Genomic DNA, 24,333 nt, shown 5'->3' with positions numbered 1-24,333 from the left:
TCCATGTCCCTCGCCATCGTCCATAGCCGCGCCCAGGTCGGCGTGGAAGCGCCCGGCGTCACCGTCGAGGCGCACCTCGCCAACGGCCTGCCTTCACTGACCCTGGTCGGCCTGCCCGAAGGCGCCGTGAAGGAGAGCAAGGACCGCGTCCGCAGCGCCCTGCTCAACGCCGGCTTCGATTTTCCCGCCCGCCGCATCACCTTGAATCTCGCCCCGGCCGACCTGCCGAAGGACGGCGGGCGTTTCGACCTGGCCATTGCCCTGGGCATCCTCGCCGCCAGCGGCCAGTTGGCCGACGCCGCCGGGCTGGATGAACTGGAATGCCTGGGCGAACTGGCGCTCTCCGGCACGCTGCGACCGGTCCCCGGTGTGCTGCCCGCCGCCCTGGCTGCCCGCGCCGCCGGCCGCGCGCTGGTGGTGCCAAAGGAGAACGCCGAAGAAGCCAGCCTCGCCAGCGGCCTGACCGTCTACGCCGTGAGCCATCTGCTGGAACTGGCCGCGCACTTCAGCGGCCAGGAGCGCCTGCGTCCTTATGAGGCGAACGGTTTGTTGCGGATTACGCCGCCCTATCCCGACCTGTCGGAAGTGCAAGGCCAGACTGCCGCCAAGCGAGCCCTGCTGGTAGCCGCCGCCGGCGCACACAACCTGTTATTCAGTGGGCCGCCCGGCACCGGCAAGACCCTGCTCGCCAGCCGCCTGCCCGGCCTGATGCCGCCGCTGGACGAAGACGAAGCTCTGCAGGTTGCGGCGATCCATTCCGTGGCGGGGCGCGGGCCGCTGACCCACTGGCCGCAGCGCCCATTCCGACAGCCGCACCACACCGCTTCCGCGCCGGCGCTGGTCGGAGGTGGCAGCCGCCCGCAACCGGGCGAGATCACCCTGGCGCACGAGGGTGTGTTGTTCCTGGATGAATTGCCGGAGTTCGATCGCAAGGTCCTGGAGGTTCTCCGCGAACCGCTGGAAGGGGGAGAAATAGTTATTGCCCGCGCCAACGGTCGTGTGCGCTTCCCGGCACGCTTCCAACTGGTGGCAGCGATGAACCCCTGCCCCTGTGGCTATCTCGGCGACCCCAGCGGCCGCTGCCGCTGTTCGCCCGAGCAGATCCAGCGCTACCGCGCCAAGCTCTCCGGGCCGCTGCTGGACCGCATCGACCTGCACCTCACCGTCAGCCGGGAAAGCACCAGCCTCGCGCCCAGCGGCCCGAGCACCAGCAGCGCGGAACTGGCCACTCAGGTCGCCGCCGCCCGCCAGCGCCAGCTCGCCCGCCAGGGCTGCGCGAACGCCTTTCTCACGCTGAAGAAGATGCACCAATATTGTGCATTGACCCCAGAAGACCAGGCCTGGCTGGAGAAGGCCGGCGAGCGCCTGAACCTGTCACTGCGCGCCCTGCACCGGATTCTCAAGGTCGCTCGTACCCTCGCCGACCTGCAGCAGGCTGACAACATCGCCCGCCCGCACCTGGCCGAAGCGCTGCAATACCGCGCGGGGCATTAACGCGCCAAATCCTCGGCAACCGCGAGTAGACTCAACTCGACCGTTGCATTCTTCGGCAACTGATAGACACCGACCGAAGTACGCGTATGCACGCCAGCCGCGCCCAGCACCTCATACAGCACCGCCGAAGCGCCATCGGCCACCTCGCTGTGCTGGGTGAAATGCTCGGCGGACTGCACGAACACATTGAGCTGCAGCACCTTGCGGACGTTATCCAGATCACCCAGCGCCTGCCGCAGCAATGCCAGCGCCCGCATCACGCAGACCTTGGCGGCCAGCTGGGCATCGGCCAGCGACACCTCACTGCCCGCCCGACCAGTGACGACGACTTCATCGCCTACCCGCGGAATCTGCCCACTCAGGTGCACCTGGTTTCCGTCGATGAGGAAAGGCACGTAGTTGCCACCGATCTTCATTTCACCGCTGAAGTCGTAGCCGAGTTCGGCGGCGATCCATTCAAACGCAGCAGCGCGCGTCTCGCTCATAAGTGCTCCCTGAATGGTCTGTAGGTGATCAGCAGCGCCAGAATGGCCGCATCGCTTCCAGCTTCGCCTGCTCGCGGCTGATGCCGATGTCGCGCAGTTGCTCGTCGGAGAGTTCCAGGAGTTGCTTGCGGGTGCGCACGCGGCGCCAGAACTGCTGCCAGCGGCTTTCGCCGTGCTCACGCGGCGCCACGCGGGTGCCCGGAATTTCCAGCAGTTCCTGTTGATAAAGGGTCAGCCGCACATCGCTCAGGCCGCTCATGTCGTCGCTCCTCCAGTCGGGCTCTTCGGACGTGGGGCTAGCGTGGCGAATCGGGGAAAATCATTACAGATTCAACAAGGCAGAGTTTTTTCCATACAGAGCTGGGCGAAATCGGTCTGAATGGCGTATTTTTTCCCGATCTGTACTGCATCGAGCCGAACCGACCCGGCACGGGAGATCTGTCATGAAACGCTACGCGCAGTTGGCCGCCACCCTCGGCGAACGCATCGAGCAAGGCCTGTATCGCCCCGGCGATCGCCTGCCCTCGGTGCGCGCACTGAGCGAAGAGCACGGCGTCAGCATCAGCACCGTGCAGCAGGCCTACCGCGTACTGGAGGATGACGGCCTGGTGGAGCCGCGGCCGAAGTCCGGCTACTTCGTGCCGGAACGTCGCGAGCTGCCGCCAATGCCGGCGATGACTCGCCCGGCGCAACGGCCAGTGGATGTCTCGCAGTGGGACCAGGTACTGGAACAGGTGCGCCGCGCGCCGGGCGGCGACTTCGTCCAGCTCGGGCGCGGCACCCCGGATATCGCCAGCCCGTCGCTCAAGCCGCTGCAACGGGCGATGGTCCATGCCGCGCGCCGAACCGATCTGCAAAGCCTCGGCTACGAAGGCATCCAGGGGTCGCTGCCGCTGCGCGAACAGATCGCCCGGCTGATGCTCGATTCCGGCTGCCAAGTGCCGCCAAGTGAAATCGTCATTACCACCGGCTGCCAGGAAGCGCTGGCCATCACCCTGCGCGCCATCTGCGAGCCGGGGGACATCATCGCCATCGACTCGCCGAGCTTCCACGGCGCCATGCAGGCGCTCAAGGCGTATGGCCTGAAGGCGCTGGAAATTCCCACCGACCCCACCAACGGCATCAGCCTGGAAGCGCTGGAACTGGCCATGGAACAGTGGCCGGTGAAGCTGATCCTGCTCACCCCCAACTGCAACAACCCGCTGGGCTACATCATGCCCGACGCCCGCAAGCGCGCCCTGCTGACGCTGGCGGCGCGCTACGACGTGCCGATCCTCGAGGACGACGTCTACGGCGAACTGGCCTACGCCTTCCCGCGCCCGCGCAGCATCAAGTCCTTCGACACCGACGACCGCGTGCTGCTGGCCAGCTCCTTCTCCAAGACGGTCGCACCCGGCCTGCGTACCGGCTGGGTGGTGCCGGGGCGCTACCTGGATCGCATCCTGCACTTCAAGTACATCGCCAGCGGCACCTGCGCGCCGCAGCCGCAGATGGCCCTGGCCGAATTCGTCGGCGGCGGCCACTACGAGCCGCATATCCGCCGCATGCGCGCGCAGTACCAGCGCCACCGCGACCTGATGACCGAGTGGGTCGGCCGCTACTTCCCCGAAGGCGCGCGGGTCACCCGGCCGCGCGGCGGCTTCATGCTCTGGGTCGAGTTCGACCCGCAGTTCGACAGCGTGCGGCTGAACCAGGAGCTGCGCCGCGACAACGTGCAGGTTGCGGCGGGCAACATCTTTTCCGCCTCGGGCAAGTACCGCAACTGCATCCGCATGAACTACTCCAACCGCGACCTGCCGCTGATCGAGGCTGCCGTGCGCAAGGTCGGCGCCTGCGCCGGGCGACTCACCGCCGAGTTGCGCGAGCAGCAGGCCGAGCCGCTGCCGGCCTGAGGCGAAACATTTATCCACAGCCCGGCGCTGCCCCGTGGCCGCGCCCTGCTGTACCTTGGTTTCCTTTTGCCGGGCTCCTGCCTTGACCAGTCTGACCCTCGGCCCACTGGCCCTTCCCCTGCCCCATGTCCTGCTCTACCTCGGCTTCTTCGGCGCCCTGCTGGCCGGTTGGCTGGCCGGGCGCAAGCGCGGCGCCAATCCCGAAGGCGCATTGTTCGCCATGCTTCTCGGCGGCCTGCTGGTGGCGCGGCTGGCCTTCGTCGCGCGCTACTTCGAGCAGTACGCGGCGATGCCGGCAAGCATCGTGGATATTCGCGACGGCGGCTTTCTCGCACTGCCGGGAGTGATCGCTGCCGCTCTGATCGGCGCACTGCTGGCCTGGCGCAGAACGGAGCTGCGCCGCCCGCTGGCCGTCGCGGCCGTGGTCGGTGTGTGCCTGTGGGGCGGCGGCAAAGCCGTGACTTCGGCGTTGGATCGCAGCCAGCAGATTCCCGAGCTCACGGTGAGGGACCTGCGCGGTGCGGCCGTGGACCTGCGCGCGCTGGATGGCCGGCCCATGGTGGTGAACCTCTGGGCCACCTGGTGCCCGCCGTGCCGGCGCGAAATGCCGGTGCTGGAGGCCGCGCAGAAGCAGCGCAGCGATGTGCGCTTCCTGCTGGTCAACCAGGGTGAGAACGCCGAAGCCGTGCAGCGGTTCCTGCGCGACCAGGGCCTGAGCGAAGCGGCGGTGTTGCTCGACAGCGGCAACCGCCTGGGCCAGCTCACCGGTTCCTACGGCATGCCCACCACGCTGTTCTACGACGCCCAGGGACGCCTGAAGCACAGCCAGATGGGCGAGCTTTCCGCCGCCAGCCTGGAGTACGGGCTGGGTCAGCTCAAGGAGTGATCAGCCCAATACGTTGAATCCGACGGGAAATGAATAACATCAGCTTATTAAGCAACTGATATATGCATCACAGAGAATAACGGCAGCATGACTCCATTTACATTCAATACTGCTGCGAAATATCAGACTTCTATCAAACTGAAAACCTCACATATCGGCGCAACTTCAGGACAACAGAAATCACCAATAAGCTTTGATTTTATTACGGTTTTCCTGAGAAACCTCTGTTAGCCAGAGAGAATATTCTGATTTCCCTCTAAAGCAAAAACGCCCTGCGAAGCCATTCACTACGATGGCGCGGCATCAATTCATTTGATGACGTGTCGTCCGCAGGCACGGCCTGCGGCGGCACTGTTTTGCACTTTATCGAAGGAAATACATGATGGGTCTATTTAATATTCTTGGACTGGGCACAGGCACTTCGAGCTCAACTTCGTCCAAATTGAATTTCAACCTCAACGTCGCCACCAAGAATACCGAAGTTGCTGTCAACAGCATTGTGGACAAGGCCGCTGGAACAGCGCAGACGGACGTTCAGGTGAAAACCCAGGATGCCGCCGGCAAGGCGCTGGACCTCGCGATCAACTCCCTGGTGAACAGCTCGCAGACAGGTACCACCAGCAAGCTCGGCCTGGGCCTGGTGACGCAGAACGGCGCCAAGACCACCACCACCGCGCTTGATAGCCTCTTCAATGCCACCAAATCCGGCCTGACCGGCCAGGCGGACGTCGGCGTCAAGGTGCAGGATGGCCTGAACAAGGCACTCGACTTCGCCAACAGCTCGGCCTTCAACGTCAACAAGGATGGCGCTGCCGCCCAGACCGCGCTGGCCATGACCACCCAGAATGGCACCAAGTCCTCCGCCACCCTGTTCGACGGTATCGCCAGCCTCGGCAAGGACGGCGCCGCCGGCCAGGCGAACCTGGGCGTAAAGGTGCAGGATGGTCTGAGCAAGGTTCTCGACTTCGCCAACAGCTCGGTGTTCAACCTCAACAAGGATGGCGCTGCCGCCCAGACCGCGCTGGACATGACCACCCAGAATGGCACCAAGTCCTCCGCCACCCTGTTCGACGGTATCGCCAGCCTCGGCAAGGACGGCGCCGCCGGCCAGGCGAACCTGGGCGTCAAGGTGCAGGATGGTCTGAGCAAGGTTCTCGACTTCGCCAACAGCTCGGTATTCAACCTCAACAAGGATGGCGCTGCCGCCCAGACCGCGCTGGACCTGACCACCCAGAATGGCACCAAGTCCTCCGCCACCCTGTTCGACGGTATCGCCAGCCTCGGCAAGGACGGCGCCGCCGGCCAGGCGAACCTGGGCGTCAAGGTGCAGGATGGCCTGAGCAAGGCACTCGACTTCGCCAACAACTCGCTCTTCGATGCCAGCAAGGACGGCGTGACGGGCAAGACAGCGCTGGGGCTGGCTGTCCTGAACGGTGCCAAGGCTTCCACCGCACTGTTCGATGGCCTGTTCAGTGCGGACAGCCACTCGTTGGCTGGCAAGTCCAGCGTCGATGCGCAAAGCCAGGACGCCCAGGGCAAGTTCAACCTTGCTGGCACTTCGCTGTTCAGCGCCGACGGCTCCGGGGCGACTGCGCAGTCCGATCTCGGCATGGTCATTCAGAACTCGCAGAAGCTTGCCGCCCTCAAGCTGAGCGATCTCCTGCAGGTCGGCCGTGACGCCCTGTCGTTCTCCGGCGATCACGCCGTGCAGGTACAGCAGGCGGAAGGTGGCTCCTACCATCCGGTGTTCAACACGGCCCTGGCGCTGGAGTCGGTTCTTCCCTTGCACCACGAAGCCGCACTGGCCTGACCGGGCCCGATGCTGCCAGCCGATAGCGGTGGCAGCAGGCAACCGCCCAGCATCCCTGCTGGGCGGTTTCTTTCCGGCCCTCAGCAGTGGGCCGCCAGGCCATGAAGCGCGGCCGGAGTCAGGCGCGCAGGTGGTTTTCCATCAGCCCTACGGCATCGTGCCAGCGCACCCACAGGCTGCCCTGCCAATCCATCACCGGCAGCGCTTCACCCAGCAGATGCTGCATGCGCCGGCGCGGCAGGCGCGCGTCGTGGTTGGGCTGGTCGCGCAGGGCAGGCAGCACTTCATTGGTCAACCACTGGCGCAGGCTACGGTTCTCCGGGTGGTAGCAGTAGACCAGCAGCAGGGCGTAGAAGCCGCTTTCACTGACCAGCAGCTCCGGTTCGGGATTGCCAACGAGGCGCTCACGGCGGCTCTGATCGCCATCGAGACGGGCAATGAAGGGCGCGGATATCTTGTAGCTGAGCAGCTTGCCGAGGTCACGTACCACGAACCACGCCTGCTGCTCGATCATCAGAGCGCGCAACTGCCGGTTATGGCGGACGAAACAGGTCGGGGTGAGGCCTTGGTCGGCCGGAGAAATCGAAAGGTTCATGCAGAAGCTCCTTGCTCATTCAGGAAGCCGCCGCCCGGAACTGCCGACAGAGGGAGGCGGACCGTGCAAGGGTGGAAACCGGACATTAGACAGCGATAGCCGGTCGGGCCGAAGCCCGCCTCACACGGCCCGCCATGGAGTGCGAAGCGAATCCGGCACCGAATAGGTGCCGGATTGCCCAACCCATGACGATCACTGTCGAATGTTCAGGTTTCCACACCTGGCCACGATGACGCCGTGGCAGGGCGAAACGCTAAGCAGTGAACTTGTAGGACCGCAACGCCGCGGCAGTGTAGGGACCTTCCCAAGCGCAGCGCAGCCGCTTTACCGCCCCAGCGCGAAGACTTTCAGGAACTGCGAGGCTGTCGGGAAATTCACCGGAAGATCCCCTGCACCAGCGTCCGCCTGAAGGAAGGGCACCAAGCGGTTCGCGAGCAAGCTCGCTCCTACAAGGAGCGGAGCACACCTGTAGGAGCGAGCTTGCTCGCGAACCGATCTGCCCGACAGCGCAGGAGCTGGGCAATGGCTTAGGGCACATAACTCGGAACGGGTTATGTGCCGGCCATTTCGCGGCGAATAACGCTGGCGCGTTATGCGCCCTACCAGAGCAGCCATGGTGCAAGCACCGGAAAGGGGCGTAGGAGCGGACTTCGTCCGCGATGGCATCCGGCGCGATGCGGACCGATCGCGGACGGAGTCCGCTCCTACACAGGCGAACGCGCTTACTGGATATCTTCCGGCGTGACGATCACCCAGTTCTTGTCGGCGGTCACCGGCTGGCCAAGCTTGGCCTGGGCCTCGGCATTCTTCTTGATCATGCCGTTGAGCTGGTCCATGTACTTGGCCTTGCGGTTGATCCACAGGTGCACGCCGTTCTCGGCGGTACCGTTGAAGAGCATGTAGCCGTCGCTGCTGGGCGTATCGCCGCCGACCAGGATGGGCTTCTTCCACTGGTCGATGTAGGTGAGGATCGCCGCCTGCTTGCCGGCCATCCAGGTCGCCGGGGTCCACAGGTAGGGGGTGATCTCCAGGTCCAGGTTGGCCTTGGGATCGTACTTGCCCTCGCTGATCTGCTTGCGCGCGGTGGTCAGCGCGCCACTCTGGCGGTCCTTGAGCAGGGTGGTGACGCCGATGACATTCTCCGGCTTCACGTTGTAGCCGTACTTGGGATCGCTGGCGACCATGCGCACCAGTTCCTCGTGGGCGGCGGTCATCACATAGACCTCGATGCCGTTCTCCATCAGCTTGTTGTACAGCTCGGTCTGGCCGGTGAAGACCTTGGGCGGGTTGATCTCGATGGTCTTGACCACATCGCCTTCGTAATAGGTGCTGGGCACCGGCTTGCCGTAGGCCATCAGCTCGTCGACATAGCCCTTGAGCTCCTTGAGGGTGAAGCCGGAGAACACCTGGGCAACCCAGGGGTAGCAGACCAGGTCGTCGACTTCGCAGAGGCGGTAGTAGTAGCTGTTGAGGCTTTCCTTGTGGCCGTTCACGTCCTTGAAGGGGATGAGCTTGAGCGAGGGGTCGAGCTTCTCGCGGGTCAGCACGCCTTTCATTTCCAGGAAGGGCAGCAGCGATTCCTCGAGGTCGTAACGGTAGCTGGTGTTGTCCATGTCGAAGACCGCGAAGGCACCCTTGTTGGCGTTGGCAGCGATCAGGGCGTCGAGCTGTTTGGCGGCGGGCGCCGGCCAGTGCTTCAGCTCAGTGGCAGCAAACGTGGTGCTGGCGAGACCGGCCAGGATCAGGCCGGCTAGCAAGGTGCGCATGGGCTTCATGGAATTCCCCCGAGTGGTGTTGTTGGAATGGGGAAGGCCCGAAACGGGCCCTCACTGGACTAGTCCAGCAATGACCCTAGCAAAGCGCTGTTTCAGCTCTGCGACGGCAGCGACGCGAACCGTCGCGAAGGCGGCAGGACATATCCATACGCGCCACGCGGCTTTGCCGGCAGCGACGACTGGTCTAGTTCACCGCACGGCGCAGGCGGCCGGGGGCCTCGCCATACGTGTCCCTGAACTTCTTGGTGAAGGAGGCCTGGGACTGGTAGCCGACCTGGGCGGCGATGTCGGAGAGGCTCAGCTGCGAGGTGCTCAGCAGGCGGTAGGCCAGTTCCATGCGAACTGTGGTCAGCAGCGCCCAGGGCGACTGCCCGGCAACCTGGGTGAACTGGCGCGTGAAAGTGGCGCGGGACATGTTCGCGCGCTCAGCCAGGGCCTCGATGGTCCATTCGTGGGCAGGATCGTCGAGCATGGCCTGCCAGGCGCGGCTCAGGCGCCTGTCGGCGAGCAATGCCAGGGTGCCGCTGCTGGGGGTGTGCTCCTGCAGGTAGACGCGCAGGATCAGGGTGAACAGCGCCGAGGACAATGCATCGACCAGGAAACGCGCACCGGCCTGGTTGCCGTCCGCCTCGGCGCGCAGCAGGCCGACCAGTGCGGCCAGAGCTTCACCCAGTCCATTGTCCTGGCAGGACACCTTCAGGACGCTCGGCAACGAGCCGATCAGCAGCGAGCCGCGCTGGTAATGGAAGCTGCCGCAAAGCATGTCCAGCTCGCCTTCGCCGGTGCCAAGGCGATGGACCGGCAACAGGCCCTCCTCGTGGACTTCCGGCGACTGCGCGACCACCCGAGCGCCTTGGCTGCGCAACAGGTGGGCTGCACCATCGGGCAGGACCAGTACCTCGCCTGCCTTGAGGTCCAGGGCTTGTCCGTCGGGCATTTCCGCCCGGCAGCTGCCGGACAGCACCACGTGGTACTGCGCCGTCCCCTCGGGCAAGGGCTCGTGGTCCAGCGCCCAGTCACCGAGGAAGCGGCAACGCAGGTCGAGACTGCCGCGCAGGCCGGCGAGCTGGATGAGGTGGTCGATGGAGTTCATGGGATTCCCGGCGAAGGCAACGGCTGACAGATTATCCGCAGCGACAGGTCATTCGAAGTAGTCCACCGCCGGCATCTGCATCGCCTGCATCTCCGCCTGGAGGAATTCGCGCAGCCGCCGCAGGCGCCCCTGGTCCCGACGCGCGCGGGGCCAGACCAGGTAATAACTCTCGCCACTGGCGACGGCACTGGGCCAGGGCAGTGCCAGGCGGCCCTGGTTGGCATCCTCGGCGACCATCACCAGGTCGCCGATGGAAACGCCGTAGCCGCGGGTCGCGGCGACTATGCCCAGTTCGAGGGTATCGAATACCTGTCCGCCCTTGAGCGAGACCTGCTCCCCCAGGCCCATGCGCTGCAACCAGCGCCGCCAATCGCGACGGTCGGGGGTGGGGTGCAGCAGTTCGGCGCCGGCCAGCCGCTCGGCGTCCCAGGGGCCATCCGCCAGCAGCGCGGGCGAGCCGACGGGAATCAGCCATTCGGGAAACAGCAAGGCGGCCTCCCAGTCCGGCGGGAAGTGCCCCGAGCTCAGCAGCACCGCGCAATCGAAGGGCTCATGCACGAAGTCGACGCGATCCACGTCCATCCAGGCGCTGGTCAGCTGCACCTCGATATCGCTGTTCTGCATGCGGAACTTGCTCAGCCGCGCCAGCAACCAGCGCATGGTCAGGGTCGACGGCGCCTTCAGCCGCAGCACGCCTTCGTCCGCGCGCAGGCTGGCACAGGCGCGCTCCAGCGCATCGAAACCGTCGCGCAGGCCGGGCAGCAGCATCCGCGCGGTTTCGGTCAGCTCCAGCTGGCGGCCGCGGCGCTGGAACAGCCGGCAGGCAAAGTGTTCTTCCAGGGTCTTGATGTGCCGGCTCACCGCGCTCTGGGTGATCGCCAGCTCCTCGGCGGCGCGGGTGAAGGACGCGTGCCGCGCGGCAGCCTCGAAGGCGCGCAGGGCGTAAAGGGGCGGCAACTGGCGGTTCATGGCGGGCTCCGGCTGTCTTAAACATGAGTATGACTCATGGATGGCATCGCATTTTTCCTTTTGTGCCCGCGTCCACAACGGCCGGAGAATGGGCCATTCCTATCGATGCGGCGCCTGCCGCTTGCTGAGCCTGACTCATGAAACGCCCGTACCGTGACGAACTCGCCGCCATCCTGCGCCTGGCCGGCCCGCTGATCGCCGCACAGCTGGCCTACGTCGCCATGGTGTTCACCGACACCGTGATGATGGGCAAGCTCGGCCGCGAGGCGCTGGCCGCAGGCGGACTGGGCGCGTCCACTTATGCACTGGTCTCGACCTTCTGCGTCGGCGTGGTCGCGGCCACCGGCAACCTGGTAGCGATCCGGCATGGCGCGAAGGACGCCCGCGGCGTGGTCGAAGCGACCCAGGCCGGCCTGTGGATCGGTGGCGCGCTGGCGTTGCTGGCGGGCCTGCTGCTGTGGAACCTCGGGCCGATCCTGATCGCCTTCGGCCAGGCGCCGGAAACCGTCGCCGGCACCATGAGTTTTCTGCACAGCATCGTCTTCGCCCTGCCCGGCTACATGGCCTTCATGGTGCTGCGCGGTTTCACCAGCGCCATCGAGCGGCCCGGCCCGGTCATGGCCATCAGCCTGATCGGCGCGCTGGCCAACTTCGCCCTCAATTACGCCTTCATCGAGGGACTGTTCGGCCTGCCGCGCCTGGGGCTGGCGGGGATCGGCATGGTCACCGCCGTGGTGATGAATGCGCTGCCGGTGATCTTCGCCCTGTACCTGCGCTGGCACCGGGTCTACGCGCCCTACCCACTGCTGAAGGGATTGTCGAAGCCGGACTTCAAGGTGATCGGCGAATCGCTGCGGCTGGGCATTTCCATCGGCGGCACCTACGCGGTGGAGTCGGGCATGTTCACCGTGGCGACGCTGTGCATGGGCGTGATCGGCAGCACCGCGCTGGCGGCGCACCAGATCGCCATCCAGTCGGTGTACGTGGCGTTCATGGTGCCCATGGGGCTTTCCTACGCGGTGACCTTCCGCATCGGCCAGCACTACGGCGCCGGCCGGCTGGTCGAAGCGCGCCGCGCCGGGCGGCTGGGCATCGGCTTCGGCGCCAGCTGCATGTTCGCCTTCGCCGCGCTGTTCTGGCTGGCACCGGAGCTGGTCATCGGCCTGTTCATCGACCACAACGACCCGGCCAACCGCGATGTGGTGCAACTGGCGGTCAGCCTGCTGGCCATCGCCGCGTGGTTCGAGTTGTTCGACGGCACCCAGTGCATCGCCATGGGCGCGATCCGCGGCCTGAAGGATGCGCGCACCACTTTCCTCGTCGGGCTGGCCGGCTACTGGCTGGTGGGCGTGCCGATGGCGTTGCTGCTGGCCTTCCCACTGGGCTGGGGACCGAGTGGCGTGTGGTGGGGGCTGGCGTCGGGCCTGGCCTGTGCGGCCATCGGGCTGACGCTGGCCTTCGAGGCGAAGACGTCGCGCTTGCTGCGTCCGCGTACGCCTGCCGCGGCCCTGGCCGTGCCAACTGGTCGCTAGCTGACCGAGTCCTGCAGGCGCAGCGCACGGTTGGCGCCGAAGACCAGGAAACGCGCCAGCTCCGACAATGGCAGCGGCCGGCTGATCCAGTAACCCTGGACCTGGTCGCAGCCAAACTGGCGCAACTCGTCCTGCTGGGCGGCGGTCTCGACACCTTCGGCGACCACTTCCAGGTTGAGGTTGTGCGCCAGGTTGATCATCGCGCGCACCAGCTGCAGGTTTTCCGTGCGTTCGTGCATACCGCCGACGAAGCTCTTGTCGATCTTCAGCAGGGTGATCGGCAGGCTGTTGAGGTGCACGAAGGAGGAGAAGCCGGTGCCGAAATCGTCCAGCGAGAAACGCACGCCCAGGCGGCCGAGGGCCTGCATGGTCTGCAGGACCTGGTCGCTGCGGCGCATCACGGCGGTTTCGGTGAGTTCGAACTCCAGCCACTGGGCGTCGACGCCGCGCTCGCGGATCAGCCGCTCCAGGGTCGGCAGCAGCTGGCTGTCCTGGAACTGGCGGAACGACAGGTTCACCGCCATGTGCAGCGGCGGCAGGCCGCGCCCGCGCAGCCACTGCATGTCGCGCAGGGCGCGGGAGATGACCCAGTAGCCCAGCGGCACGATCAGCCCGCTTTCCTCGGCCAGCGGCACGAAGTCGCCCGGTGTCAGCAGGCCGCGCTCGGGATGGCGCCAGCGCACCAGGGCTTCGAGGCCGACGATCTGCCCGGTGTGCAGGTCCAGGCGCGGCTGGTAGTGCAGCTCCAGCTCATCGCGGCGCAGCGCCCGGCGCAGTTCGCTTTCCAGATCGGCGAGGCTGCGGGCGCCACGGTTGATGCGCTCATCGAAGATGTGGAAGGTGCAGCCCTGGCGCGACTTGGCCTGTTGCATGGCGATGTGCGCGTGCCACAGCAGCGGGTCGGCGGCTTCGCCGGCGCGGGCGTGGGCCATGCCCAGGCTGCAGCCCAGCAGCAGGCTTTCACCCTCGACCCAGTAGGGTTCGCCCAGGGACTCGACTATCAGTTCGGCGACCTTCTCCACCCGTGCCGGGTCGCGGCGGGTGTCCAGCAGCAGGGCGAACTCGTCGCTGCCCAGGCGGGCGATGTGGTCGCCGTTGTCCAGGTGCGCCTTCAGCCGTGCCACCACCTGCAGGATCAGGCGGTCGCCGGCCTGGTGGCCGAGTGCGTCGTTGACGTGGCGGAAGTTGTCCAGGTCCAGGTGACCCAGCGCCAGACCGCGCCCTTCGCTCTCGCTCAGACGGGCGGCAAGCAGGGTCTGGAAACCCTGGCGGTTGGCGATGCCGGTCAGCGGGTCCTGTTCGGCCAGGCTCTGCAGGGTGTTCTGCAGCGAAGTGCGCTCACGCACGTAGCGCAGGGTACGGCGCAGGACTTCGACACTGAGGGATTCGGCCACCAGGTAGTCGGCGACGCCAACGGGCTCTTCCGCGGGCTCGCGCTCCAGCAGCAGGATCAGCGGCAGGTGGCACTGGTGGGCGGACGGCAACTTGGCAGGCGTGGCGAGCACCAGGCCGACCTGATCCTCGTCGAACAGGGCGCTGGCGGCTTGCCAGGAGGGGGCCGTGATCAGCGAATAGCCCGGCCCCAACGCGGCCAGATGCCCGCGCAGTAGCTGGGCCCACTGCGGCGCTTCCGCCAGCAGGAGCAGGCGCGTTGGTTCGACCGACGCTGCCAAGCGACCCCCATGTATCTCTAGAAAGGGGAGAAACTCCAGGCACCATCCCTGCGCCCATTTCTCCCGGTTTTGAAGCGACGCCATCCGGACATCCCACGGATGTAGACGAAACTTCAGAGAAACTCTTAAGAGTTTTCTTCAAGTAATGCTGTCACAAGCCTAATACATGTACAGATTTATCCAAAACACATAAGTACGATCGTGTCACAGATCGCCGCTATTCCGAGCGGCACCCCGACGCCCGGCAGGGCCTGCTAGAATACGCCCCCGCTTCACTAAAGACCCCCGCCTTCATGTCCCGACTCAATCCCCGGCAGCAAGAGGCCGTGAACTACGTCGGCGGCCCGCTCCTGGTGCTGGCCGGCGCCGGCTCCGGCAAGACCAGCGTGATCACCCGCAAGATCGCCTACCTCGTGCAGCAATGCGGCATCCGCGCCCAGTACATCGTCGCCGTGACCTTCACCAACAAGGCCGCCCGCGAGATGAAGGAGCGCGTCAGCACCCTGCTGCGCCCGGGCGAAGGCAAGGGCCTGACCGTCTCGACCTTCCACAACCTGGGCCTGAACATCATCCGCAAGGAACACGCGGCCCTGGGCTACAAGCCCGGCTTCTCGATCTTCGACGAGAGCGATGTGAAGGCGCTGATGACCGACATCATGCAGAAGGAATATTCCGGCGATGACGGTCTGGACGAGATCAAGAACCTGATCGGCAGCTGGAAGAACGACCTGATCCTTCCGGAAGAGGCGCTGGAAAAGGCGCGCAATCCCAAGGAACAGACCGCGGCCATGGTCTACCTGCATTACCAGCGCACGCTCAAGGCGTACAACGCGGTGGACTTCGACGACCTCATCCTGCAGCCGGTGAAGCTGTTCCAGGAGCACCCGGAGATCCTCGAAAAATGGCGCAACCGCGTGCGCTACATGCTGGTGGACGAATACCAGGACACCAACGCCAGCCAGTACCTGCTGGTGAAGATGCTGGTGCAGCAGCGCGCGCACTTCACCGTGGTGGGTGACGATGACCAGTCGATCTACGCCTGGCGCGGCGCGCGCCCGGAAAACCTGATGCAGCTCAAGGATGACTTTCCCTCGCTGAAGGTGGTGATGCTGGAGCAGAACTACCGCTCCACCAGCCGCATCCTCAAATGCGCCAACATCCTCATCGCCAACAATCCCCACGTGTTCGAGAAACAGCTGTGGAGCGAGATGGGCGAAGGCGACCCGATCCGGGTGATCCGTTGCCGCAACGAGGAGTCCGAGGCCGAGCGGGTGGCCATGGAAATCCTCACCATCCACCTGAAGACGCAGCGGCCCTACAGCGAATTCGCCATCCTCTACCGGGGCAACTATCAGGCGAAGCTGATCGAGCTGAAACTTCAGCACCACCAGATTCCCTATCACCTGTCAGGCGGTACCAGCTTCTTCGGACGCCAGGAGGTGAAGGACCTGATGTCCTATTTCCGCCTGCTGGTGAACCCGGACGATGACAACGCCTTCCTCCGGGTGATCAACGTGCCACGCCGCGAGATCGGCTCCACCACCCTGGAGAAGCTGGGCAACTACGCCACCGAGCGCGGTTGCTCGATGTTCAATGCTTCCGGCGAGCTTGGCCTGTCCGAACACCTGGACGCCCGCTACATCGAGCGTCTGCAGCGCTTCAAGCGTTTCATCGACAAGGTCCGCGAGCAATGCGCCGGCAGCGACCCGATCGGCGCGCTGCGCAGCATGGTGATGGACATCGACTACGAGAACTGGCTGCGGCAGAACGCCTCCAGCGACAAGGTTGCCGATTTCCGCATGGGCAACGTCTGGTTCCTCATCGAAGCGCTGAAGAACACCCTGGAGCGCGACGAAGAAGGCGACATGACCATCGAGCAGGCCATCGCCAAGCTGGTGCTGCGCGACATGCTCGAGCGCCAGCAGGAAGAGGAAGAAGGCGCCGACGGCGTGCAGATGATGACCCTGCACGCCTCAAAGGGTCTGGAATTCCCCTACGTGTTCATTCTCGGCGTGGAAGAGGAAATCCTTCCGCACCGCTCCAGCATCGAGGCCGACACCATCGAGGAAGAGCGGCGCCTGGCCTATGTGGGCATCACCCGGGCGAAGAAGAACCTGGCCATGACCTTCGCCGCCAAGCGCAAGCAGTACGGCGAAATCATCGATTGCTCTCCCAGCCGCTTCCTCGACGAGCTGCCGCCCGAAGACCTGGTCTGGGAAGGCCAGGAAGACGCGCCGCAGGAGGTCAAGGTAGCCAAGGGCAATTCGGCGCTGGCGGATATCCGGGCGATGCTCAAGCGCTGAGGCTGTTCCCTGTAGGAGCGAGCTTGCTCGCGAAGCTCTTCGCCGTGCGGTTCGCGAGCAAGCTCGCTCCTACAGAAAGGCACCGCACCGGGATCACGCGCGGCCATCCATCGAAAAACTGTCCATTCGATCAGCAATTGCATTGGTCGGAACGTCGCGCAGAACCCCACGAGCATTGTAGAATTACGCGCTTCATCAGCGACAGCCGCTCCGGAAGCACCCCCGTGAACACTCTCAAAGACAAAATTCGCAGCGAAGGCATCGTTCTTTCCGAACAGGTCCTCAAGGTAGACGCCTTCCTCAACCACCAGATCGACCCGGCGCTGATGAAGCAGATCGGCCATGAATTTGCCGAACGCTTCAAGAACCAGGGCATCACCAAGATCGTTACCATCGAGGCCTCGGGCATCGCCCCGGCGATCATGGCCGGCCTCGAGCTGGGCATCCCGGTGATCTTCGCCCGCAAGTTCCAGTCGCTGACGCTGAAGAACGACCTGCTGATCTCCAAGGTGTTCTCCTTCACCAAGCAGACCGAAAGCACCATCGCCATCTCGGCCAAGCACCTGACCGCCGCCGACCACGTGCTGGTGGTGGACGACTTCCTCGCCAATGGCCATGCCGCCAAGGCGCTGATCGACCTGATCCAGCAGGCGGGCGCCAGCATCGCCGGCCTGGGCATCGTCATCGAGAAGTCCTTCCAGGAAGGCCGCTCCCTTCTGGAAAGCGAGGGTTACCGCGTGGAATCCCTGGCTCGGGTGAAGTCCCTGGCCAACGGTCAGGTCGAGTTCCTCGAAGACTGATCCACCGCACCACGAAAAAAGGCGGGCGCCGACAGGGCCCGCCTTTTTTCATGCCCGCTCGACGGACCTGGCATGTCCTGTAGGAGCGAGCTTGCTCGCGAACCGCACCGCACCGTTGCCATCCCGGAGAGCTTCGCAAGCCATAACGATGGCGCCCCCTCGCGCCTACAAGGTTTGTTCGGCGCTGGCTTTCAGACCGGCCAGCACCAGGCGCTGGTACAGTTCCTCGCGCAACCCATCCGGATTCGCCAGCCCCATGCGCTCCAGGTGCGCCGGGTAGGCCTCCGGCGCCGGCGCATCGAGAGTCGCCTTGCCCAGTTCGAGAATCTCGCTCAGCTTCAGCTTGCTCTTGAGCCAACCCAACGCGCGCAACAACTCGCGCTCCTGTTCGGTGAAGTCGCAACCCAAGGGAAACTCCGGCAGCAGATGACGATGCTGCCGCGCCGCGTCCCGCAAGCGCTCCGGGGTATTGTCGCGATAGCACTCGTCCAGCGCGAAATCCTTCGGCAGCTTGCCGGCCTCCTGGGCCTGGGCGATCAGCGCATCCTGGAAGCGTGAGTCGGCGATGGACAGCATGGCGGCGATCACCTCGGCATCGTTGCGGCCGCGCAGGTCGGCGACGCCGTACTCGGTCACCACCATGTCGCGCAGATGCCGGGGAATCGTCGTGTGGCCGTAGCTCCAGACGATGTTGGAGCTCAGCTCACCCTCGGACTCGCGCCAGCTGCGCAGCATCAGGATGGAGCGCCCGCCTTCCAGTTCATGGGCCTGGGCGACGAAGTTGTACTGCCCGCCGACACCGCTGAGTACCCGGCCGTCCTCCAGTTGGTCGGCCACGCCGGCGCCCAGCAGGGTGACGGTGAAGGCGCTGTTGATGAAGCGTGCATCCCGGCGTTGCTCGCGCTTGAGCTCTTCGTCGCGGTACAGGTTGTTGACGAAGCCGATGCCGGTCATGCCGATGCCGGCCAGCTCCTCGCGGGGCATCTCGCGCAGGCGCCGGTAGAAGGCCTGCGGACCGAGGAAAAAGCCGCCGTGCAGCCAGACGCCCGGCTCGGTTGGCGCGGCGCCGGGGCGCGCCGCTACCCGGCGGTTGAGCACACCGGCCTCGGCCAGGGCCAGCAGGCCGGGAACGAACATTTCGCTGCAGCCATACAGCCCGTGCTGGAAAGCGCCCAGCCCGCCGTCGCGCTCGATCAGTCCGGCGTGGCGGGCGGTGGAGTCGAGGCCGTCGAGCAGCGCACGATAGCCATCGTTGTCGCGCTGGCGGGTCAGCAGCGCCGAGGTCAAGGCATCGCCCATGGAGCCGATGCCGATCTGCAAGGTGCCACCGTCGCGCACCAGGGCGCTGGCGTGCAGGCCGATGCAGTGGTCCTGAAGGCCCACTGGCAGGTTGGGGGTGGAAAACAGCGTGCTGTTGTCGCCCGGTGCATCGACCAGCAGGTCGAAGAAGTCCTCGTCCACTTCGGCGTCGCCGGGCATGTACGGCAACTGGTCGTGGACGACGCCGATAATGACGATGGTTTCGCCTGCCGCGCGGCGACGCAGCAGCATCGGCAACAGGTCGAGGGTGATGTCCGGATTGCACGCCAGGCTCAGCTTGCCCGGCCGCGCCGGGTCGCGCGCAACCAGTTGGGCAACGGCATTGACGCCCTTGGCGTTGATGTCCCGCGCCACGTGGCTGTAGTTGCAGCTGATGTAGTTCTGCTGCGCCGGGGCGCTGTCCAGCAGGCTGCCGGGCTGCAGGTAGAACTCTTCGACGCGGATGTTTTCCGGCACGTTGCCGCTGCGCAGGTCGTGCAGGTAGTCCAGTTCGGGGTAGTCGCCGTAGATGCGCTCGACGAAGGGTTCGAGGAAGCGCCGCTGCAGTTCGCCGCCGGCCTGCGGGCGGCCGAGGGACAGCGCCGTGTAGAACGTCAGTTGCCGGCGCGGATTCTCGCGCACGTGCCGGTACAGCGCGTTCGCCAGTCGGTTGGGTTTGCCCAGGCCCAGCGGAAGCCCGAGACGGATGTGCCCGTCCAGGCGGTGCAACAGTTCTTCAACAGCGGTTTCGATCGAGCAGGATTGCACCGGGCATCCCTCCGGGTTCGTTGTCCACGACAGGAGTTTGGACCGGCTTTACGCAAAAGTTGCTCCCGCGACACGCGCAGCGACAAATCGCGGGCATGAAAAAGCCGCCCTTGGGCGGCTTTTTCGCACAGGTCGGCTGTTACAGGCCGGACATGTGGTGAATCGCAGCTTTCAGCTCGTCGTCGGAGCAATCAGCGCAGGTGCCTTTGGGCGGCATGGCGTTGATACCCGAGATAGCCTTGGCCAGCAGGCCGTCGATACCGCCCTGCTCTTTCGCGCGCTTGCCCCAGTCAGCCTTGTCGCCGACTTTCGGCGCGCCCAGCAGGCCGCTGCCATGGCAAGTGGTGCAGACCTTGCCGACAATCTCTTCGCCCGAACGCGGAGCACCGCCACCGCCAGCAGAAGCCACGGCGCCAACGCCTTCGCACTCCTTGCCCTGGACGCAGACTTTGCCGACAGGTTCGAGACGCTTGGCAATGGCGTCATCGTTGGTCGCGGCCTGAACGCTCACTGCCCACAGGGCCAGTACGGCAGCTTGGGCTGCCAGGATTTTTCTAATCAGGTTCACCCTTTCACCCTCATCGTGGCTTATCACGCCCGGTCGCGGTGCAGTCACAGTCTCGGGCCGCGCGAGCGGGCGCAAGTATAACGGCAAAGCTTCGAAGCTCGAAACCATTGCGCCACCTTGCCGGGCTTTCTTACCGGGCTTTGCGGCATTAGGTCGCAGCTGATCTGGCCGGTCCTACCGGCTGTTCAAAAATTTGCCGGTGTGGTCGCGCTGATCAGTCGTGCCGGAGTTTCGAACGGATTACGGAAGCGGTGCGGCTTGGTGCTGTCGAAATAGTAGCTGTCGCCACATTCGAGGACGAAAGTCTCGTCGCCGACCGTCAGTTCCAGACGGCCTTCGACCAATACGCCGGTCTCTTCGCCTTCGTGGGCGTACATGTCGTCACCGGTGTCGGAGCCCGGCGGATAGGTCTCGTCGAGCAGGGTGATGGCGCGGCTGGGGTAGTCCTTGCCGATCAGCTTCATGATGATCGAGCCACTGGACAGGTCACTGAGTTCGTCTGCCTTGTAGACCACAGGAGTGTTGCTGCTCTGCTCAAGATCGAGGGAAAAGAACTCGACCAGGGACATCGGAATACCACCCAGCACTTTCTTCAGCGAACTGATGGAGGGGCTGACGCTGTTCTTCTCGATCATCGAGATTGTGCTGTTGGTCACACCCGCCCGTTTGGCGAGTTCGCGCTGGGACAAACCTTTGAGCTTACGGATGGCTTGCAGACGAGCACCGACGTCCAAGGGTGGGGTCCTCCTTATTCTTGTGATCAGGCAGGCTCTGAAAGGCAGAACCCGCAGCGGCTTGAGCCGAGCGGGTTCCAAGTGCCACGTATCATGGCAACACCGTTCAGTATTTACAACAGATCGCCCGACGATCCTGCGCAAACTTTACGGGCGGTATCCGTCACTCGCCGCTGTAGACCCGCGGGACGCGCTTGAGGTTGCAGAACAGCTGATAGGGAATGCTGCCGCACAGGGAAGCCAGTTGGCTGGCGGGGACGTTCGGGCCCCAGAGTTCGACGCGGCTGCCCAGGCCTGCCTGCGGCAGGTCGGTCAGGTCCACGGTGAGCATGTCCATGGACACACGGCCGATGATGCGGCTGGGCTTGCCATCGATGAACACCGGCGTGCCGTCCGGCGCGTGGCGCGGATAGCCATCGGCGTAACCCATGGCAACTACGCCGACACGTACCGGGCGGTCGGCGATGAAGCGCGCGCCGTACCCCACCGGCTCGCCGGCCGGCAGCTCGCGGATGCTGATGACCTGGGATTCCAGGGTCATCACCGGGCGCAGTTGGTCCGCCAGCGGATGGGCCTGCTCGAACGGAGTGGCGCCGTAGAGCATGATGCCGGGGCGCACCCAGTCGCTGGGCACTTCGGACCAGCCGAGGATGCCGGGGGAGTTGCGCAGGCTGATCTCATGCCCCTGGCCTGCGGCTTCGCGCACGGCCTGGAAGGCGGCGACCTGCTCTTCGGTGCGGGCACAGTCCAGTTCGTCAGCGCGGGAGAAGTGGCTCATCAGCACGACCTTGGCCACGTGGGGCAACGCCTTCAGGCGCGCCAGCGCGGCGGCGTAGTCCTGCGGGAAGAAGCCGACGCGGTGCATGCCCGAGTCCATCTTCAACCAGACGGTCAGCGGCTTGCTCGGGCGCGCGCGCTCGATGGCTTCCAGCTGCCAGGCCGAGTGCACCACGCACCAGAAATCATGGGCGTCGATAAGCTCCAGCTCGCTGGCCTCGAAGAAGCCTTCGAGCAGCAGGATCGGCGCGCGGATGCCGGCTTCGCGCAGCTCCAGCGCTTCCTCGATGCACGCCACGGCGAAGCCGTCAGCCTCGCCTTCCAGGGCGCGGGCGCAGACCACTGCACCGTGGCCGTAGGCGTCGGCCTTGACCACGGCCAGCGCTCGCGCGCCGGTGACTTCACGAGCCAGGCGGTAGTTGTGGCGCAGGGCGGCGAGATCGATCAGGGCACGGGCGGGACGCATGGCGAGGCTCTCTTTTTATCAACGTGGTACGAAACTGCAGACGAAAAAAACCCGGCGCTCCGGCCGGGCCACGCAAAAACGATCAGGGCAGTGCAGCGACGATGGAAATCTCGACGAGGATCTCCGGGTAGCACAGCGCCGCCTGGACGGTGGCGCGCGCCGGGGCGCAGCCCTGCGGGACCCACTGGTCCCAGACGCCGTTCATGCCGGCGAAGTCGGCGGCGACGTCCTTCAGATAGATGGTTGCCGAGAGGACACGCGACTTGTCGGTGCCGGCTTCATCGAGCAGGCGCTCGATGCTGGCGAGGACTTCACGGGTCTGTTGCTCGACACCAGCGGTGAGGTCATCCGCCACCTGGCCGGCGAGGTACACCGTGCCGTTGTGGACGACGACCTGGCTCATCCGCTGATTAGTGTGCAGGCGCTGGATGGCCATTCTGAGCCTCCGAAGTGGAACCGTAGCGGGAGATGTCCAGACCTTCGGTGCTGATCTGCGGACGCTTCTTGGCCATCAGGTCGGCGAGGTAGCGACCCGAGCCGCAAGCCATGGTCCAGCCCAGGGTGCCGTGGCCGGTGTTGAGGAACAGGTTGCGGTAGCGGGTGGCACCGACGATCGGGGTGCCGTCCGGGGTAGCCGGGCGCAGGCCGGTCCAGAACTCGGCCTGGCTGACATCGCCGCCTTCCGGATAGAGGTCGGTGGTGATCATTTCCAGGGTGGCGCGGCGACGCGGGTTCAGCGACAGGTCGAAGCCGGCGATTTCCGCCATGCCGCCGACGCGGATGCGCTGGTCGAAGCGGGTGATCGCGACCTTGTAGGTCTCGTCGAGAATGGTCGAGGTCGGCGCCATGTCCGGGTTGGTGATCGGCACGGTCAGCGAGTAGCCCTTGAGCGGGTAGACCGGGGCGTCGATGCCCAGCGGCTTGAGCATCTGCGGCGAGTAGCTGCCCAGCGCCAGCACGTAGCGGTCGGCGGTGACCAGTTGGCCATCGACCCAGACGCCGTTGATGCGGTCGCCAGCGAAGTCCAGGCGCTGGATGTCCTGGCCGAAGCGGAATTCCACGCCCAGGGCCTTGGCCATCTCGGCCAGCTTGGTGGTGAACATCTGGCAGTCGCCGGTCTGGTCGTTGGGCAGGCGCAGGGCGCCGACCAACTTGTCGGCCACCTTGGCCAGGGCCGGCTCGACGCGGGCAATACCGGCGCGGTCCAGCACTTCATAAGGAACGCCGGTGCTTTCCAGGACGGCGATGTCCTTGGCGGCGGAATCCAGCTGAGCCTGGGTGCGGAACAACTGGGTGGTGCCCAGGGAGCGGCCTTCGTAGGTGATGCCCGTCTCGGCACGCAGCTCGTCGAGGCAATCACGGCTGTACTCGGACAGACGCACCATGCGCTCCTTGTTCACCGCGTAGCTCTTGGCGTTGCAGTTGCGCAGCATCTGCCACATCCAAGTGTACTGGCTGGGGTCGCCGGTCAGCTTGATGGCCAGCGGGGCGTGGGTCTGCAGCAGCCATTTCATGGCCTTGAGCGGGATGCCCGGGGCGGCCCACGGCGAGGCGTAGCCAGGCGACACCTGGCCGGCGTTGGCGAAGCTGGTTTCCAGGGCCGGGCCGGGCTGGCGGTCGACGACGACCACTTCGAAGCCGGCACGGGCGAGATAGTAAGCACTGGCGGTACCGATCACACCGCTGCCAAGCACCAGAACGCGCATCTTTGCCTCCTACGTCGCGCCAGGGGCGCAGACGTTTCTTATTCTGAACGTAGATGCGCGCAGTATAGGAAGTCAGGCTCAGAGATATTCACTGATTGCGATGCGGTATTTGACGAAAAATCCTGGCAAAAGTCGCTTTCACGGAGGGACATCCACCAGGATTACGGCATTTTCACCCGAGACCGAATGGTCGAGGATCTGGTGAAAACCTCACCAGACCCAGATGAAATAGCGAACAGAGCGGGATTGGCCAGAACTTCTCGCGCCGGGCCGTTCCCCGACGGGAATTACCTGCTTGCGCAGCGGCTTCCCGGACTCGCCGCCCGAAGCGGCGGCGAGCAGGGATATCCCCTTGGCGCGGTTACTTGCGTACCCACTGACCATTGACCTGCACGTACTGCCCCGATGGCGTACGTTCGATGGCCTTCTTGCCGGCCAGTGCTTCCACGTCAGCCAGCTTGGCGCCGCTCTGGCCGGCGACCTTCTGGTACTCGGCACGGCGCGCGGCGTTGATCTGCGCAGCGATATCGGCGGCGTCACCGCCATTCTTCACGACGCCCAGGTAGCCGTCGGTCTGCTCGCCGACCAGCCCCTGGGATTTGGCGCCACCCAGGGCGGACATCGCCTGCTCCAGGCTCATGGCCATGACCGGCAGGCTCAGGCAGAGGGCGACCAGCGCGACGCCCAGTTTGCGGTGCAATCTCATGC

The 24,333-nt window shown here is 65.1% G+C and carries 21 protein-coding genes; 7 read left to right on the top strand and 14 right to left on the bottom strand.

Annotated elements, in window-relative coordinates:
• Positions 1 to 3 precede the first annotated feature (3 nt).
• Positions 4 to 1,494 carry a YifB family Mg chelatase-like AAA ATPase gene (locus G4G71_RS04135; RefSeq protein WP_169935538.1) on the top strand — a complete coding sequence of 497 codons (1,491 nt, stop codon included), beginning with the start codon at positions 4 to 6 and terminating at the stop codon, positions 1,492 to 1,494.
• Here the strand turns inward: G4G71_RS04135 and G4G71_RS04130 are convergent.
• Together G4G71_RS04130 and G4G71_RS04125 are read right to left on the bottom strand one after the other, a co-directional pair.
• Entirely contained in the window at positions 1,491 to 1,979 is a 489-nt protein-coding gene (locus tag G4G71_RS04130; protein ID WP_169935536.1) for a RidA family protein, read from the bottom strand. The genes G4G71_RS04135 and G4G71_RS04130 overlap by 4 nt on opposite strands.
• Positions 1,980 to 2,007: 28 nt before the next feature.
• On the bottom strand, positions 2,008 to 2,238 hold the full coding sequence (locus tag G4G71_RS04125) for a DUF1127 domain-containing protein (RefSeq protein WP_024762090.1): 231 nt from the start codon (positions 2,236 to 2,238) through the stop codon (positions 2,008 to 2,010).
• A gap of 184 nt (positions 2,239 to 2,422) precedes the next feature.
• Between G4G71_RS04125 and G4G71_RS04120 the strand changes: the two genes are divergently transcribed.
• From G4G71_RS04120 to G4G71_RS04110, 3 genes are all read left to right on the top strand, one after another.
• Positions 2,423 to 3,871 (top strand): aminotransferase-like domain-containing protein, encoded by a 1,449-nt coding sequence (locus G4G71_RS04120; RefSeq protein ID WP_169935534.1) that lies wholly within the window; start codon positions 2,423 to 2,425, stop codon positions 3,869 to 3,871.
• 82 nt (positions 3,872 to 3,953) lie between these two features.
• Positions 3,954 to 4,757: a TlpA disulfide reductase family protein gene (locus G4G71_RS04115; protein ID WP_169935532.1), complete on the top strand. Its 804-nt coding sequence runs from the start codon at positions 3,954 to 3,956 to the stop codon at positions 4,755 to 4,757.
• Positions 4,758 to 5,295: 538 nt separating this feature from the next.
• Complete coding sequence (locus G4G71_RS04110; protein ID WP_169935530.1) at positions 5,296 to 6,567, top strand: hypothetical protein; 1,272 nt, start codon at positions 5,296 to 5,298, stop codon at positions 6,565 to 6,567.
• A 118-nt stretch (positions 6,568 to 6,685) separates the two neighbouring features.
• Here G4G71_RS04110 and G4G71_RS04105 read toward each other — a convergent pair whose 3' ends face one another.
• The 4 genes from G4G71_RS04105 to G4G71_RS04090 form a co-directional block, all read right to left on the bottom strand.
• Entirely contained in the window at positions 6,686 to 7,162 is a 477-nt protein-coding gene (locus tag G4G71_RS04105) for a BRO-N domain-containing protein (protein ID WP_169935528.1), read from the bottom strand.
• 722 nt (positions 7,163 to 7,884) lie between these two features.
• Positions 7,885 to 8,937: a haloacid dehalogenase-like hydrolase gene (locus G4G71_RS04100; RefSeq protein WP_169935526.1), complete on the bottom strand. Its 1,053-nt coding sequence runs from the start codon at positions 8,935 to 8,937 to the stop codon at positions 7,885 to 7,887.
• Between the two features lie 184 nt (positions 8,938 to 9,121).
• On the bottom strand, positions 9,122 to 10,030 hold the full coding sequence (locus G4G71_RS04095; protein ID WP_169935524.1) for an AraC family transcriptional regulator: 909 nt from the start codon (positions 10,028 to 10,030) through the stop codon (positions 9,122 to 9,124).
• Between the two features lie 48 nt (positions 10,031 to 10,078).
• Complete coding sequence (locus tag G4G71_RS04090; protein ID WP_169935522.1) at positions 10,079 to 10,999, bottom strand: LysR substrate-binding domain-containing protein; 921 nt, start codon at positions 10,997 to 10,999, stop codon at positions 10,079 to 10,081.
• 137 nt (positions 11,000 to 11,136) lie between these two features.
• Here G4G71_RS04090 and G4G71_RS04085 point away from each other — a divergent pair, with 137 nt between their 5' ends.
• Positions 11,137 to 12,531: a NorM family multidrug efflux MATE transporter gene (locus tag G4G71_RS04085; protein ID WP_169935519.1), complete on the top strand. Its 1,395-nt coding sequence runs from the start codon at positions 11,137 to 11,139 to the stop codon at positions 12,529 to 12,531.
• Here the strand turns inward: G4G71_RS04085 and G4G71_RS04080 are convergent.
• On the bottom strand, positions 12,528 to 14,204 hold the full coding sequence (locus G4G71_RS04080) for a putative bifunctional diguanylate cyclase/phosphodiesterase (protein WP_169935516.1): 1,677 nt from the start codon (positions 14,202 to 14,204) through the stop codon (positions 12,528 to 12,530). The two genes, G4G71_RS04085 and G4G71_RS04080, sit on opposite strands and share 4 nt — an antisense overlap.
• A gap of 293 nt (positions 14,205 to 14,497) precedes the next feature.
• Here G4G71_RS04080 and rep point away from each other — a divergent pair, with 293 nt between their 5' ends.
• Together rep and G4G71_RS04070 are read left to right on the top strand one after the other, a co-directional pair.
• The gene (gene rep / locus G4G71_RS04075; RefSeq protein ID WP_169935514.1) at positions 14,498 to 16,507 is read left to right on the top strand and encodes a DNA helicase Rep; all 2,010 of its coding nucleotides are present in this window, start codon (positions 14,498 to 14,500) and stop codon (positions 16,505 to 16,507) included.
• Between the two features lie 224 nt (positions 16,508 to 16,731).
• On the top strand, positions 16,732 to 17,307 hold the full coding sequence (locus G4G71_RS04070; protein ID WP_024762083.1) for a xanthine phosphoribosyltransferase: 576 nt from the start codon (positions 16,732 to 16,734) through the stop codon (positions 17,305 to 17,307).
• A gap of 165 nt (positions 17,308 to 17,472) precedes the next feature.
• Here G4G71_RS04070 and G4G71_RS04065 read toward each other — a convergent pair whose 3' ends face one another.
• The 7 genes from G4G71_RS04065 to G4G71_RS04035 form a co-directional block, all read right to left on the bottom strand.
• Complete coding sequence (locus G4G71_RS04065; protein WP_240964936.1) at positions 17,473 to 19,314, bottom strand: acetyl-CoA hydrolase/transferase C-terminal domain-containing protein; 1,842 nt, start codon at positions 19,312 to 19,314, stop codon at positions 17,473 to 17,475.
• Between the two features lie 199 nt (positions 19,315 to 19,513).
• On the bottom strand, positions 19,514 to 19,942 hold the full coding sequence (locus G4G71_RS04060) for a c-type cytochrome (protein WP_338110203.1): 429 nt from the start codon (positions 19,940 to 19,942) through the stop codon (positions 19,514 to 19,516).
• A gap of 185 nt (positions 19,943 to 20,127) precedes the next feature.
• Complete coding sequence (locus tag G4G71_RS04055) at positions 20,128 to 20,676, bottom strand: cupin domain-containing protein (protein ID WP_037009703.1); 549 nt, start codon at positions 20,674 to 20,676, stop codon at positions 20,128 to 20,130.
• A gap of 163 nt (positions 20,677 to 20,839) precedes the next feature.
• Positions 20,840 to 21,919 carry an alanine racemase gene (gene alr, locus G4G71_RS04050; protein ID WP_054910072.1) on the bottom strand — a complete coding sequence of 360 codons (1,080 nt, stop codon included), beginning with the start codon at positions 21,917 to 21,919 and terminating at the stop codon, positions 20,840 to 20,842.
• Positions 21,920 to 22,001: 82 nt separating this feature from the next.
• A complete protein-coding gene (locus G4G71_RS04045) occupies positions 22,002 to 22,355 on the bottom strand; it encodes a RidA family protein (RefSeq protein WP_169935512.1) in 354 nt (117 codons plus the stop codon).
• Positions 22,330 to 23,625, bottom strand: a complete 1,296-nt coding sequence (dadA, locus tag G4G71_RS04040; protein ID WP_169935510.1) for a D-amino acid dehydrogenase — start codon at positions 23,623 to 23,625, stop codon at positions 22,330 to 22,332. Before dadA ends, G4G71_RS04045 begins: the two co-directional genes overlap by 26 nt.
• A gap of 361 nt (positions 23,626 to 23,986) precedes the next feature.
• Positions 23,987 to 24,331, bottom strand: coding sequence for a YdbL family probable chaperone protein (locus G4G71_RS04035; protein WP_024762076.1), 345 nt, complete (start codon positions 24,329 to 24,331; stop codon positions 23,987 to 23,989).
• Between the last annotated feature and the right edge of the window lie 2 nt (positions 24,332 to 24,333).

Origin of the sequence: Pseudomonas multiresinivorans, from assembly GCF_012971725.1 — a bacterium.
Taxonomy (GTDB): domain Bacteria; phylum Pseudomonadota; class Gammaproteobacteria; order Pseudomonadales; family Pseudomonadaceae; genus Pseudomonas; species Pseudomonas multiresinivorans.
The sequence above is the reverse complement of the archived record's forward strand: the minus strand, read 5'-3'. Positions and strand labels throughout refer to the sequence as shown.

What these genes read in the sequence shown, in the direction of transcription:
- G4G71_RS04085 (WP_169935519.1), top strand. Translation starts at nt 11,137, where the DNA reads ATGAAACGCCCGTACCGTGACGAACTCGCCGCCATCCTGCGCCTGGCC.
- dadA (WP_169935510.1), bottom strand. Translation starts at nt 23,625, where the DNA reads ATGCGCGTTCTGGTGCTTGGCAGCGGTGTGATCGGTACCGCCAGTGCT.
- G4G71_RS04090 (WP_169935522.1), bottom strand. Translation starts at nt 10,999, where the DNA reads ATGAACCGCCAGTTGCCGCCCCTTTACGCCCTGCGCGCCTTCGAGGCT.
- G4G71_RS04035 (WP_024762076.1), bottom strand. Translation starts at nt 24,331, where the DNA reads ATGAGATTGCACCGCAAACTGGGCGTCGCGCTGGTCGCCCTCTGCCTG.
- G4G71_RS04095 (WP_169935524.1), bottom strand. Translation starts at nt 10,030, where the DNA reads ATGAACTCCATCGACCACCTCATCCAGCTCGCCGGCCTGCGCGGCAGT.
- alr (WP_054910072.1), bottom strand. Translation starts at nt 21,919, where the DNA reads ATGCGTCCCGCCCGTGCCCTGATCGATCTCGCCGCCCTGCGCCACAAC.
- rep (WP_169935514.1), top strand. Translation starts at nt 14,498, where the DNA reads ATGTCCCGACTCAATCCCCGGCAGCAAGAGGCCGTGAACTACGTCGGC.
- G4G71_RS04130 (WP_169935536.1), bottom strand. Translation starts at nt 1,979, where the DNA reads ATGAGCGAGACGCGCGCTGCTGCGTTTGAATGGATCGCCGCCGAACTC.
- G4G71_RS04045 (WP_169935512.1), bottom strand. Translation starts at nt 22,355, where the DNA reads ATGGCCATCCAGCGCCTGCACACTAATCAGCGGATGAGCCAGGTCGTC.
- G4G71_RS04135 (WP_169935538.1), top strand. Translation starts at nt 4, where the DNA reads ATGTCCCTCGCCATCGTCCATAGCCGCGCCCAGGTCGGCGTGGAAGCG.
- G4G71_RS04125 (WP_024762090.1), bottom strand. Translation starts at nt 2,238, where the DNA reads ATGAGCGGCCTGAGCGATGTGCGGCTGACCCTTTATCAACAGGAACTG.
- G4G71_RS04100 (WP_169935526.1), bottom strand. Translation starts at nt 8,937, where the DNA reads ATGAAGCCCATGCGCACCTTGCTAGCCGGCCTGATCCTGGCCGGTCTC.
- G4G71_RS04120 (WP_169935534.1), top strand. Translation starts at nt 2,423, where the DNA reads ATGAAACGCTACGCGCAGTTGGCCGCCACCCTCGGCGAACGCATCGAG.
- G4G71_RS04105 (WP_169935528.1), bottom strand. Translation starts at nt 7,162, where the DNA reads ATGAACCTTTCGATTTCTCCGGCCGACCAAGGCCTCACCCCGACCTGT.